The sequence below is a fragment of the Halosimplex litoreum genome, from assembly GCF_016065055.1.
In the GTDB taxonomy this organism is placed as follows: Archaea; Halobacteriota; Halobacteria; order Halobacteriales; family Haloarculaceae; genus Halosimplex; species Halosimplex litoreum.
Window position 1 is genome coordinate 3,104,663 of record NZ_CP065856.1, and the last position, 13,049, is coordinate 3,117,711.

At 70.4% G+C, this 13,049-nt stretch carries 10 protein-coding genes; 6 read left to right on the forward strand and 4 right to left on the reverse strand.

The features are described 5' to 3' along the window. The first annotated feature begins 1 nt into the window (after nt 1). The 3 genes from nrfD to I7X12_RS15385 are packed head-to-tail and all read left to right on the forward strand — an operon-like array spanning nt 2 to nt 5,375. Nucleotides 2-1,270 carry an NrfD/PsrC family molybdoenzyme membrane anchor subunit gene (gene nrfD / locus I7X12_RS15375; protein WP_198060930.1) on the forward strand — a complete coding sequence of 423 codons (1,269 nt, stop codon included), beginning with the start codon at nt 2-4 and terminating at the stop codon, nt 1,268-1,270. Beyond that, the gene (locus I7X12_RS15380) at nt 1,270-4,551 is read left to right on the forward strand and encodes a molybdopterin-dependent oxidoreductase (protein WP_198060931.1); all 3,282 of its coding nucleotides are present in this window, start codon (nt 1,270-1,272) and stop codon (nt 4,549-4,551) included. The genes nrfD and I7X12_RS15380 overlap by 1 nt, the downstream gene beginning before the upstream one ends. A 5-nt stretch (nt 4,552-4,556) precedes the next feature. Further along, nucleotides 4,557-5,375, forward strand: a complete 819-nt coding sequence (locus I7X12_RS15385; protein WP_198060932.1) for a TorD/DmsD family molecular chaperone — start codon at nt 4,557-4,559, stop codon at nt 5,373-5,375. 57 nt (nt 5,376-5,432) lie between these two features. Here the strand turns inward: I7X12_RS15385 and I7X12_RS15390 are convergent, their stop codons facing one another. Further along, nucleotides 5,433-6,983: an acyl-CoA carboxylase subunit beta gene (locus I7X12_RS15390; RefSeq protein ID WP_198060933.1), complete on the reverse strand. Its 1,551-nt coding sequence runs from the start codon at nt 6,981-6,983 to the stop codon at nt 5,433-5,435. Between the two features lie 179 nt (nt 6,984-7,162). Between I7X12_RS15390 and I7X12_RS15395 the strand changes: the two genes are divergently transcribed. Then, nucleotides 7,163-7,789, forward strand: coding sequence for a uracil-DNA glycosylase family protein (locus I7X12_RS15395; protein ID WP_198060934.1), 627 nt, complete (start codon nt 7,163-7,165; stop codon nt 7,787-7,789). Between the two features lie 39 nt (nt 7,790-7,828). Here I7X12_RS15395 and I7X12_RS15400 read toward each other — a convergent pair whose 3' ends face one another. Next, the gene (locus I7X12_RS15400; RefSeq protein ID WP_198060935.1) at nt 7,829-9,187 is read right to left on the reverse strand and encodes a sodium-dependent transporter; all 1,359 of its coding nucleotides are present in this window, start codon (nt 9,185-9,187) and stop codon (nt 7,829-7,831) included. A gap of 83 nt (nt 9,188-9,270) precedes the next feature. On the opposite strand from I7X12_RS15400, the gene I7X12_RS15405 reads away from it, so the two are divergent. Further along, entirely contained in the window at nt 9,271-9,894 is a 624-nt protein-coding gene (locus I7X12_RS15405; protein WP_198060936.1) for a hypothetical protein, read from the forward strand. Between the two features lie 25 nt (nt 9,895-9,919). Here the strand turns inward: I7X12_RS15405 and I7X12_RS15410 are convergent, their stop codons facing one another. After that, nucleotides 9,920-10,645, reverse strand: a complete 726-nt coding sequence (locus I7X12_RS15410; protein WP_198060937.1) for an SDR family oxidoreductase — start codon at nt 10,643-10,645, stop codon at nt 9,920-9,922. Nucleotides 10,646-10,726: 81 nt separating this feature from the next. Between I7X12_RS15410 and I7X12_RS15415 the strand changes: the two genes are divergently transcribed. Further along, nucleotides 10,727-11,374, forward strand: a complete 648-nt coding sequence (locus I7X12_RS15415) for a glycerophosphodiester phosphodiesterase (RefSeq protein ID WP_198060938.1) — start codon at nt 10,727-10,729, stop codon at nt 11,372-11,374. A gap of 25 nt (nt 11,375-11,399) precedes the next feature. Here I7X12_RS15415 and I7X12_RS15420 read toward each other — a convergent pair whose 3' ends face one another. Continuing rightward, nucleotides 11,400-12,503 (reverse strand): aminotransferase class V-fold PLP-dependent enzyme, encoded by a 1,104-nt coding sequence (locus I7X12_RS15420; protein WP_198060939.1) that lies wholly within the window; start codon nt 12,501-12,503, stop codon nt 11,400-11,402. Nucleotides 12,504-13,049: the final 546 nt, after the last annotated feature.

Genomic DNA, 13,049 nt, shown 5'->3' on the forward strand with positions numbered 1-13,049 from the left:
CATGGCGACCGACCATTCCCGGTTCGAGTTCGACCCCGGATTCGTCAGCGACCGCCTGCGCGTCGCCTGGTACGCGTTCGTCGGCGCGCTCCTGCTCGTCGGCGGGTACGCGACGTACCTGCGGATCACGCGGGGGATGGCGAGCACCAACCTCACGAGCACGACCCCCTGGGGCGCCTGGGTCGCCTTCTACATCTACTTCGTCGGCCTCTCGGCGGGGGCGTTCCTCGTCAGCACGCTCGCGAACGTCTTCGGCGTCGAGGCGATGCACCGGATCGACCGCGACGCGCTGTTCGCGGCGATCGTCAGCATGGTCGTCGCGCTGCTGTTCGTCTGGACCGACCTGGGCCGGATGGACCGGATGTACCACCCGTTCGTCTGGCGGCAGTTCACCTCCGCGCTCTCCTGGGAGGTCCACGCCTACGTCGCCTACATCGGCGTCCTCGTGACCGAGCTGTACTTCTCGATGCGCTACGACCTCGCCCGCGTCGCCGAGCACGGATCCGGCCTGCGGGCCCGGATCAGCGGGCTGCTGACGCTTGGCCGTCGGGCGACGACCGAGGCTTCCCGGACCACCGACCGGACCTGGCTCAAGCGGGCCGGGATCGTCGGCATCCCGCTGGCCATCTTCATGGTCCACGGCGGGACCGGCGTCCTCTTCGCCGTCTCGAAGGCCCGCCCGTACTGGAACAGCGGGCTCTTCCCGGTGATCTTCATCGTCTCGGCGGTGCTGTCGGGGACGGCGCTCGTGATGGTGCTGTACGTCCTCCGGACGAAACTGTTCGACGGGGAGCGCGTCGACCGGGACCTGCTGGACCAGCTGGCGAAACTGCTGGCGGCGTTCGTCGTCGTCGACGTGGCGCTGACGGCCATCGAGGCGCTGATCGCTATCGTCAGCTTCCACCCCCACGTCGTCGAGACCTGGCAGATCATCGCGTTCGGCGAGATGTCGTGGTCGTTCTGGTGGTTCATGGTCGGGTTCGGGTGGGTGTTCCCGCTCGTCGTGCTCTCGAAGCGCGACTGGCGACGCACGCCGTGGCTGATGGCGCTGGCCGGGCTCAGCGTCGTGATCGGCATCGTCGCCGTGCGGTTCAACATCGTCGTCCCGCCGCAGATCCGCCCCGTCATGGAGGGGTTGCCCCACGGCTCGTACTTCCCGACGGCCGTGGAGTGGGCGACCAGCGCCGGGATGATCGCGGTCGGCCTGCTGCTGTACACGATCGGCGCGGAACTGCTGCCGCTGACGCCGCTCGACGGAGGTGACCACTGATGTCAACCGACGACACCACCGACGCTGACGCCGGAGGGACCGAAGACGGAGGCCCGTCGCTCACGCGGCGCGACCTCGTGAAGGCGGTCGGGGCCGTCGGCGCCGTCGGCGCCGCCAGCGCCGCGACCGTGAACGTCGACACCGACGACCTGTGGACCGACGACACCGAACACTACGTCGGCGACGACTACGGGGAGTACGACGCCGGCGACGTGATCCACACCACCTGCGGGCAGTGCAACACGTTCTGCCCGATCAAGGTCCGGCTGGCCGACGACAGCGGGACCGGCGAGTACAGCTCGCTCGTCCGCAAGCTGGCCGGCAACCCCTACTCCTTTTTGAACACCCAGCCGTTCTCGCAGGTTCCCTACGATAGCGACCCCGAGGAAGTCGCGACGGGCGACGTCGAGGGGAGCGGCGACGTCGACGCCGATCGGTGGTCGCTCTCGGGCGGCCGCATCTGCCTGAAAGGGCAGGCGGGCATCCAGACGGCCTTCGACACCTACCGGGTCCGAAAGCCGATGAAACGCGTCGGGCCGCGGGGGTCGGGCGAGTGGAAGACCGTCTCGTGGGAGCAGGCCATCGCGGACATCGTCGAGGGCGACGACGATCTGGGCCACCCCGGACTACGAGACCTGTGGGGCTACGCGCCCGAGGAGGAGGTGATGGCCGACTGGGAGGCGGTCCAGTCCGGCGATCTGGACAGGTCGACCTTCGACGAGCGGTACGAAGACGTCCTGATCGACACGGACCACCCGGACCTGGGCCCGAAGGCCAACCAGATCGTCGACGTGGGGGGGTTCCGGCGTAACTTCGTTCGGGCCCGGCTGTGGCACCAGGGCCTGGGCTCGATCAACAGCGTCCACCACGCGGGGACCTGCGGGTTCTCCAGCGTCATGGGGAACGTCCGCTCGCACGCGGCCAAGAAGAAGCGCCAGTACCCCGACATCGAGCACTGCGAGTACCTGCTGGTGTGGGGGACCAACCCGATGGTCGCCAACAAGGGGCCGACGTGGCTCGCCCCGAAGCTGACCAACGCGATCGAGGACGGGATGCGGATGGACGTGGTCGACCCGCGCCTCTCTAAGACCGCCGAGAAGGCCGACACCTGGGTCCCGGTCGAACCCGGCGCGGACGGCGCGCTCGCGCTCGGGATGGCGCGGTGGATCCTCGACCACGACCGCCACGACACCGAGTACCTCCGCAACCCCGCCCAGAGTGCCGCTGCGGCGGACGGCGAGCCGACGTGGAGCGACGCGACCCACCTCGTGCTCGTCGACGAGGACGCCGGTCCCAAGGCCCGCGCCGCCGACCTCGGGCTGGTCCCCGACGGCCACGAGCACGCCGACGACTTCGTCGCCGTCGACGCCGAGACGGGTGAACCGCGGCCGGCCAGCGAGGTCGAGACCGGCGTCCTCGACGTGTCGCTGACCGTCGACGGCGCCGCCGTCGAGAGCGTCTGGCGTCGCTATCGCGAGCGGGTGTCCGAACACACGGTCGACGAGTACGCCGAGATGGCCGGCGTCAGCGCCGACCGGATCGCCGAGATCGCCGACGAGTTCACCAGCCACGGCAAGCGTGCGGCGATCATGGCCTACCGCGGCCCGGCGAAACACACCAACGGCTTCTACAACAGCCGCGCCATCGCGACGCTCCAGCACCTCGTCGGCAACTACGACTGGAAGGGGGGACAGATCACCCCCTACGCGGGTTACAGCACGATGTCCGGGCGCTACGAACTCGGGCAGGTCCCGGACGGGCACTCGCCGTGGGGGATCCCGCTGTTGCGCGGCGGGGTCAACTACGAGGACACCTCGCTGTTCGAGCGCGACGGCGGCTACCCGGCGAAGCGGCCGTGGTTCCCCGTCGCGCCGCCACAGGCCACCCAGGAGCTGTACGGCAGCGCCGCCGACGAGTACCCCTACGGCGTCGAGGCGCTGTTCATCCGCCCGTACTCGAACAACCACGTGATGGCGGTCGCGGGCGGCGACCAGATCCCCGAGATCCTGAGCGACCCCGACACCATCCCGCTGGTCGTCGCCTCGGACACGGTGATCGGTGAGACGAGCAAGTACGCCGACTACGTCCTGCCGGAGCCGACCTACCTCGAGCGCTGGGAGAACTTCGGCACCTACCCGAACAAGCGCCTGGCCGACGAGAAGATCAGCCAGCCAGCCGTCAGCGTCGTCCCCGACGCCCGTCCCTTCGAGGAGGTCCTGATCGACCTCTGGAAGGAACTGGACCTCCCCGGCGTCGGCGAGGGCGCGATCCCGGACGCCGAGGGGAACCTGTGGCCGCTCGACCGCTCGGAGGACTTCTACCTGAAGCTCGCGGCGAACGTCGCCTACGACCGCGAGCCCGTCTCCGACGCCGACGCGGACGAACGCGCGGCCTTCCGCGAGAGCCACGAGACGGGGCTTGGCGAGGCGTTCGACCGCGACCGCTGGCAGCGAGCGGTCCGCGACGAGGAGTGGCCCAAGGTCGTCACCGTGCTCGACCGCGGCGGCCGCTTCGAGGAACCGGTCGACGAGTACGCCGACCGGTTCGCCGAGCACGGCCACGAGTACGACTACGCCGATCGATTCGACGACAGCAACGCCTACGACGGCGAGCAGCTGCGGTACAAACTCGGCTCGCGCGTCGACTTCTACAGCGAGGTCGTCCCGACGGGCAAACACTCCTACACCGGCGAGCGCTTCGACCCGCTGCCGCGCGTCGACGACGTGGAACACTACAACGGCGACGTGCAGGCGTCGGTCGGCGGTGACGACGAGGCCGAGCGGCCCCTGCGGCTCGTCAACTGGAAGCCGCGGACCCAGGGGATGCACCGCACCCAGAACAGCCCGTGGCTCCGGGAGACGCGCCCGGAGAACCCCCTGTGGATCAATCCGCGGGACGCCGAGGAGCGCGACGTCGAGAACGGCGACGAGGTGGTCATCGACGCTGGCCGGACCACCGTCGAGGGCGTCGCGATGGTCACCGGCGGGATCCGCCCCGGCGTCGTCGGCGCGATGTGGGGCTGGGGCCGCACCGGCGACGGCGCGAGCGCCCAGACCGTCGACGGGGAGACCCGCGAGGCGGTCGGCGAGGACGGCCACACGCCCTACCAGTTCGACGAGCCGATGACCGACGAGGCGGGGCTGGCCAAGGGCCGCGACGCCGGGTTCGCGATCAACCACGTCCAGCCGCTGGACGCCGAGCTGGGCGACACCGGCCTGTCGGACCTGGTCGGCGGGTCCAACGCACAGTACGACGCATTCGTCGACGTGGAGCGGCGGTGATTCCGATGTCCGACAGCGTAGACGCGGACGCGGACACGAACCCGAACACGAACGCGGGTCGGTCCCATCACGCCGGCGACGACCGACCGGCGGGGCCGCCCCCGGACGGGGCAGCCGCGCTGGCGCGAGCGCAGGTGTACGGACTGCTGGCGGCGACGTTCGACGGCGACGTCGAGACCCTCGCGAGCGCGCTCGCCGACGGGACGGTCGCTCGACTGGCCGACGACCTCCCGGTGGAGATACCGACGGCGCCGCTGGAGCGCTCTGACCCGAGCGTCGAGGCGCTCCGGGTCGGCTACGACAACCTCTTCGCCGTGCCGGGACCGCACTACGTCCCGCCGTTCGCCTCGGCCTGGGCCGACGACCCCAGCGAGTCTTTCGAGTCGGACTCGCCGTATCACGAGGCGGGCGAGGCCGGCGAGTTGTTCGGCGACCCCGCCGCGGCGGCCGCGCGTTCGCACGCCGCGGCGGGATTCGAACCCGAGCGAGGCGACGGCGTGCCCGACCACCTCGCCGCGTCGTTCGAGTTCATGCGCGCCCTCTGCGAGCGCGAGGCCGCGCTCCTCGCCGGTGACACCGGTGACGAGACGGGCCGAGGGACCGGCGCGACCGACGGGGAGGCCGGCGATGGCGCCGACGGGGCCGACGAACTGGCGGCGGTCCGCCGGCTTCAGCGCGAGACCGTCGGGCGCCTCGGGTGGCTCGACGCGTTCCACGAGGCGGTCGAGCGCGCGGACTCGGCCGAACGGCTGTTCGCCGCGCTCGCGCGGCTCACCCGGGTCTTCGTCGCCTGGGACGCCAGGGCCGGCGTCGCGGCGGTGTGACCGCCGCCGCGGCCTCACGTAGCGGCGCGGGCGAACTGTCGCTGCCGACGAGTTCCGCTACAGCGGGATGTTCCCGTGTTTCCGGTCGGGGTGGTCCTTCCGTTTCGAGCGCAGCGTCTCCAGGTCGCCGATCAGTCGCGAGCGGGTCTCGGGCGGTTCGAGCACGTCGTCGACGAACCCGCGCTCGGCGGCGGTGTAGGGGTTGGCGAACTCCTCGCGGTACTCGTCGATGAGTTCCTGGCGCTTCTGTTCGACCTGCTCGGCGGCGTCGAGTTCCTCGTCGTAGAGGATGTTGACGGCGCCCTCGGGACCCATGACGGCGATCTCCGCGGTGGGCCAGGCGTAGTTCACGTCGCTGCCGACGTGCTTGGAGGACATCACGTCGTAGGCGCCGCCGTAGGCCTTGCGGGTGATGACGGTCATCAGTGGCACCGTCGCCTCGGAGTAGGCGTACAGCAGCTTCGCGCCGTGTTTGATGATCCCACCCTTCTCCTGGTCCTTGCCGGGCATGAAGCCGGGCACGTCGACGAACGTCAGGAGGGGGATGTTGAACGCGTCGCAAAAGCGGACGAACCGCGAGCCCTTCAGCGAGGAGTCGATGTCCAGCGTCCCGGCGTTGACGCGGGGCTGGTTGGCGACGACGCCGACGGCGTGGCCGTCGAGGCGGGCGAAGCCGGTCAGGAGGTTCCGGGCGTAGCGCTCGGCGGCCTCGAAGAAGGAATCCTCGTCGACGACGCCGTCGATCACGTCGTGCATGTCGTAGGGCTTCTGCGGGGACTGGGGCACTACCTCGCGCAGATCCTCGTCAGCGCGGTCGGGGTCGTCCCAGGGATCGACGCGCGGCGGGTCCTCGGCGTTGTTGGCGGGCAGGTACGAGAGGAGATACCGGATGTCGTCCAGCGCCTCCTCCTCGGCGGCGGGCGCGAAGTGCGCGACGCCCGAGTCGCCGGTGTGGGTCGCGGCGCCGCCGAGTTCGTCGAAGGTCACCTCCTCGCCAGTGACCGTCTCGATGACGTCCGGGCCGGTGATGAACATGTGGCTGGTCTCCTCGACCATGAAGATGAAATCGGTGATGGCCGGGGAGTACACCGCGCCGCCGGCGCAGGGACCCATGATCGCCGAGATCTGTGGCACGACGCCCGACGCCAGCTGGTTGCGGTGGAAGATGTCTGCGTAGCCCGCCAGGGCGTCGACGCCCTCCTGGATGCGGGCGCCGGCCGAGTCGTTGAGGCCGATTATGGGTGCGCCGGTGTCCATGGCCTTGTCCATCACCTTGCAGACCTTCTGGGCGAAGGCCTCGCCCAGCGAGCCCCCCAGCACCGTGAAGTCGTGGGCGAACACGAAGACGGTGCGGCCGTCGACCTCGCCGTAGCCGGTGACGACGCCGTCGCCCGGGAACTCCCGTTCTTCCATGTCGAACTTCGTCGAGCGGTGCTCGCGCAGGGCGTCGATCTCGACGAAGCTGTCGTCGTCGAGGAAGTAGTCGATGCGCTCGCGGGCGGTCATCTTGCCGCGGTCGTGCTGGGCCTCGATGCGCTCGTCGCCGCCGCCCTTCCGGGCTCGCTCCTTGCGCTCGCGCAGGTCCTCGACGTCCTCCTCGCGGGTCACGTCGAGTTCCCTCCGAGCGGGTCGAACGGCCGGCCGACGCGGGTCCGTGCGGTCATTGGTGGGGCATCGGCAGTCCGGGAGAAAAGCGTTTCCCGACGCCGGGGCGGCGACGGCGTGTCCGCCCGGCGAGTACGGCGGAAACCGGCGAAGTTTTGACCACGCCGCCACAGACGAGTCCTGTGAAGAACGTCACGGCCCGCCGGTCGAACCCCTTCGGCTTCTCGCCGCCGTGTGAGCCGTTCGTCGCCGGCTACGGCGACGCCAACGCCGACTTCCACGTTGTCGGCGACCATCCCGGCGTCCACGGCGGAGCCGAGTCCGGCTACCCGTTCACGGAGTTCGAAGCCAGCGAGCGATTCCAGCGGGCGCTCGCCGAGGGCGGCCTGCTCGCCGAGACCGGGTCACCCCCGGTCGTCGAGAAGACCTACTTCTCGTATCTCTACCCCTGCGTCCCCGAGGGCGTCCCGAGCGCACAGGACTACGCCGACCTGGAGAACATCTTCGACTCGGAGATCCGGGCGATCACCGCCCACGTCCTCCTGCCGGTCGGCGAGCGCGCGACCCGGCACGTCTTCGCGAACATGACCGCGCGACCGGCCGAGGAGGTGGATCTGGACGCCCAGCACGCCACCGAGATCCCGGGGAGCGGCTGGCTCGTCGTCCCGGTCAAGGGCCCCGTGGAGTGGTCCGACGACGACGAGCGAGCGTTGGTCGACGCGCTCGTTGAGCTGCGCCAGCGCGACTACGTCCGTCGGGCGGACCTGGGGCGGTTCCTCCCCGACGACGACCCGTACATGGTCCGATAGGCGACGCGGCCGGCAACGGCCGTGAACGCCGCGCCCGGCTCAGAACGGCGCGAAGAAGGCGGCGTCCTCCGCCAGGAAGAGGCTCTCGAAGCCGAGATAGAGCGTCGCGAGGATGCCGAAGAAAACGACCGTCCGGAGCGTCCAGAGCCAGGCCATCGCGAGCCTGTCCGAGTCGGAACTCCCCTCGCGTAGTTCCGCGACGGCGTCCCGGCCGAGGACCCAGCCGACGAACGCGACGACGAGCAGCACCGACAGCGGCAACAGCAGGCCGTAGGCGATCGAGTCGAACCAGACGAACCAGGCCGAGAAGCCCCCGGGTTCGCCCGTGTCGAGCGCCGATGGGAGCCCGAGGACGAAGAGGACGAGGCCGGCGCCGACGGCCAGCGCCGGTCGCGAGGCGTCGGTGTTGTCGGTCGCGTAGGACACGGCGACTTCGAGCAGGCTGATCGCCGACGACAGCGCCGCGAGCGCGACGACGCCGAAGAAGACGACGCCGAGGAGTCGGCCGGCGGGCAGCGCCGCGAACGCCGCGGCCATCGCCTCGAACAGCGCCGTCGGCCCGCTGGTCGCCGGGTCGATCCCCTCGGCGAAGAGGATCGGGAAGACGACGACGCCGGCGAGCACGCCGATGAGCGTGTTCGAGACGACGATGACACCGCCGTCGACGGGGAGGCTGTCGTCCTCGCCGACGTAGGAGGCGTAGGTGACCATGATGCCCATCCCCAGCGAGAGGGTGAAGAAGGCCTGGCCGACCGCGTCGGGGACGACCGCGCCCGCGTTGGCGACGAGCGAGTCCACGTCCGGCGAGAGGAAGTACGCGAGGCCGTCGGCGGCACCGCCCAGCGTGAGCGCCCACGCCGCCAGCGCGAGCATGAGAACGACGATGGACGGGACCATCACCTTCGTCGCCTTCTCGATGCCGTCCTCGATGCCCATCGCGACGATCCCGACGGCGATCGACAGGAAGAGCAGTTGCGCGGCGATCGCCTCGGGACCGGAGGCGACCGCCGAGAGGTACGCCCCCGGATCGTCGAAGTACGCGCCGGTGGCGCTGCCGAGGATGTACCGGAGGACCCACCCGCCGACCACGTCGTAGTAGGAGAGGATCCAGAACCCGGTGATCATCCCCATGGCGCCGACGATTCGCCAGACTGGTCCGCCCAGCTCCGCGAAGGCGTCGACGACGTTGCGCTTTGTCCGCCGGCCGACGACGAACTCCGCGAGCAGCGCCGGGAAGCCGACAAGCGTCACCGCGATCAGGTAGAAGACGACGAAGGCGGCGCCGCCGTTCGCGGCCGTCTTGAACGGGAACTGCCAGAGGTTCCCCAGGCCGACTGCGCTCCCGATCGCCGCGACGAGGAAGCCGACCCTCGTCGCCCAGGTCTCTCGTTCTACCATATATCCCCGCTTTCGACCGGTGGCCGTGAAAACGGCTACGACCAGTGACGCTAAGTGCCGCCCGTCCGACACGCACGAACGCAATGCCCTCCCTACTGGAACGACTGCTCGGCGACGACGACACCGACGAGGGAATCGACCTGCAAGAGCGCGAAGACGAGGCCCACGAGGCCTTGCAGAACCGCGTTACCCCGGAATCGTACGGCATCGACGACTGCGCGGTGACCGGCGTGGCGGTCGTCAACGAGGGGCCCGACGAGGAACCGATCACCGTCCCCATCGCCCGCTTCTCGCTCGGCGAAGACGTGGAGTCACCGGACCTGGACCTGGTCTGGGAACTGGTGAGCGAGGCGATCCAGGCCATGCAACCCGGCTTCGAGGGCGTGTTCGTCCGGCACTACGACGTGCAGTTCACCTTCGACGGGGACGGGTTGTTCGAGGCCGAGGAGTGTCGGCGGATCGCGGTGACGCCCGAGCTGGCCGACCGCCTCGTCACCGAGACGGGCTTCGACGCGGCGGCGTTCGAAGAGGCGATGCTCGAAGCCGACGACATCGACGACCATATCGCGCCGGTGGCGTGGGGCGAGTGCGTCGACTACAGCCGGAACGACAACGCTGCCGTCGTCACGGGTGCGGCGGCCGCGGCCGCTGGCGCGAGCGCGGCCGGGGCCAGCTGCGCCGGTGCGGGGGCCGCGGGCGGCTGCTAGCGCTTCGAAGTCGAGGTTTCGACCGCTACGCTTCCCCGTACACCGGCACGGCCGCGCCGCTGGTGACGCTCGCAGCGTCCGAACAGAGGTACACGATCGTCTCGGCGATGTCCGAGGGGTCGACCCACGACTCGTGGTCGGCGTCGGGCATCATCTCGCGGTTCATCGGCGTGTCGATGACGCTCGGCATGACCGCGTTGGCGCGCACCTCGCCGAGGTTCTCCTCTGCGACGGTCTCGGTGAGGATCCGGACGCCGGCTTTCGACGCGCGGTAGGGGCCGTCGCCCTCGCCGCCTTCCAGCGACGAACGGGCTGAGACGCTGACGATGGCGCCCTCGCCCGGGAGATCCGACTCCCGGAGGTGGGGGATGGCGTGTTTCGAGGCGAGGAACATCGTCTTGAGGTTCACGTCCACGAGGAAGTCGAAGGTGTCGGCGTCGGTCTCGTCGATCGGCGTGCCGCCGCGCCAGGTGCCCGCGATATTCGCGAGCGCGTCGAGGCCGCCGTGGTCGTCGACGACGGCCGAGAGGGTCTCGGCCACCTCGTCCTCGTCGGTGAAATCGCCCTGGTAGAAGTCGACACGCTCGCGGTCGGTGTCGAGAGCGAAGTCCTCGTCGTCCGGTCCGATCAGGTCGGCGCCGCAGACGGTCGCGCCCGCGTCGGCGAACGCGCCGCAGACCGCGCTGCCGAGCGTCCCGCCGGCGCCGGTCACGAGCACTACGCTGTCTCCGAAGTCAAAGTCGGCTGACATACCCCTGTGTAAGGACCGGTGGCCGTTAAAGGTAGGTCGGCGGGCGCAAGGTCTACCGGTGGAGGGTGCGAACGCCCGAGCATGGACTGTATCGCCCACCGCGGGTTCGCCGGCGCCAATCCCGAGAACACCGTCGCGGCGGTCGAGGCCGCGGCGGCCCGCGCCGACGGCGTCGAGGTGGACGTGCGACGGTGTGGCTCGGGGGAACTCGTCGTCCACCACGACGGGACGGTCGACCGGACGACAGACGGGAGCGGCCCGATCGCCGACCACACCGCCGAGGAACTGGCGGCGCTGTCGGTCGAGGGGACGGGACAGGGCGTGCCGACGTTCGAGGAAGTCGTCGCGGCAGTCCCCGACGGCACCACGCTGCACGCGGAGTTGAAGGAGCGGGGGACCGGCGAGGCCGTCGAGCGGGTGGTCGCCGCGATCGGCTGTGACGCCGTCGTCTCGTCGTTCGACCCACGTGCGCTCACCGAGATCGAGGCGCTGCCGACGGCGCTCGTCCAGTTCGAGGGCGAGGCGCTGGTCTCGCGGGCGCGCCAGCTGGGCTGTTCGTTCGTGCATCCGAACCTGAACGCTTGTAACACCGGACTCGTCGATCGCGCCCACGGCGCCGGGATGGAAGTCAACGCCTGGACCGTCACCGCGCCCGGGGAGACCGACCGGCTGCGCGCGACCGGTGCCGACGGCGTGATCGCGGATTTCCCCGATTGCTGTCCCGCCTGAGTAGCCGGTTGTTGCCCCGCCCGACTCAGAGCGCGTCGAGCAGCACGTCGATATCGTCGGCGGTGTTGAAGACGTGGACGGAGACGCGAACGGTGCCCGTCAGCGGGATGTCGCGCACGCGGATTCCCGCATCGTCGAGCCGCTCGGCGGTCGCTTCGGGGTCGTCGGCCGCGAACGAGACGAGCCCGGACTCGTACGCCGGGGGCGAGACGAGACGGTCGCCCAGCCCCGCTTTGAGCCGGCCGGTCAGGCGCTCGACGCGGTCGGTCACGGTATCGAATCCGAGCTCCTCGATCGTGGCGATGCCTTCGCGGAGGCCGGCGTAGGGGACGGGCGAGACGCTGCCGACCTCCAGGCGCTGTGCGTTGGGTTTCAGCTCACAGGGGTCGGCGGAGGGGTCCTCGACGCCTTTGTAGCCGACCCCCGCCGGGTCGAGCGTCCGGGCGAACGCGTCGTCGACGTAGAGGAAGCCGGTGCCGGTCGGGCCGAGCAGCCACTTGTGGCCGGCGGCGGCGACGGCGTCGGCGCCCCACGCCTCGAAATCGACCGGTCGCTGGCCCACGGACTGGACGGCGTCGACGAGGACGCGAGCGCCGGCGTCCTGGGCGATCTCGGTGAGTTCGGTCGTGGGGAGCCGGCAGCCGTCGGTCCAGCACAGCGAACTGAACACGGCGAGCGTCGCGCCGTCGACGGCTTCGCGCCACGCCTCGCGGTCGACGTGGCCGCCCGCGGCCTCGACGACGCGGACCTCCACGTCGCGGGTCTCCCGGAGGTGTTGCCAGGGGAGGATCCCGGCGGGGTGTTCCTGGTCGGTGCGGACGACGACGTCGCCGGGCTCCCACTCCATCGCGCCGGCGATGCGGGCGATGCCGTCGGCGGTGCTCTGGGTGAGCGCCACGTCCTCGGGCTCGGTGCCGACGTGGGCGGCGACCGTCTCCCGGGTCTCGTCGAGCGCCTCGAACAGCGCGCCGTACGTGCCGGCGTCCGTCGGCGCCTCGAACTCGTGGTAGGCCGCTTCCGACTGGACGGCCTCGACGACGCGGCGCGGGCTCGGGCTGCCGGCGCCGGTGTTGAGGTAGACCGCTTCGTCGAGCGCGGGCATGTCCGCGCGGAGTTCCTCGGGCGTCATGGCCGAATCGACGAACTGAGCGCGGTTAAACCGACCGCCACGACGCCGACGACCCGGACGCTCGTCGACGGTCGCGGTCAGTACAGGACAGGTACGTAGCGGTGCGGTCGGCGCGTGCTGTCGCGCGCTTTCATGCGCGCGACGGCACCGCGCGAGGGATGAGCGACGACAGGAGCGAATCGGCTGGGGAGGCTCGTGGTTGTCTGCGGTCGCTGGCGCGGTACGGTGGCGATCGCTGGCGCGGTACGGTGGCGGTCGCTGGCGCGGTACGGTGGCGATCGCTGGCGCGGTACGGTGGCGATCGCTGGCGCGGTACGGTGGCGGTGCTGTGCGGTTGCGGTCCCTGGCGTCTCGGCGAACGGAGTGAGCCGAGGCTCGGAAGACGAACGCAGTGAGTCTTCCGGCGGACTGAACGGGCGAGGCGCGCCCGCGTTCGATTCAGTCGCCTGAGCGGGCACTATCCGCGCGAGTGCGTCGCGGTGCGGTTGTCCGAGCGCGGATATCCCGGTCAGCGACCGCGAGCGCGCCGAGGGCTTTCACCGCCTG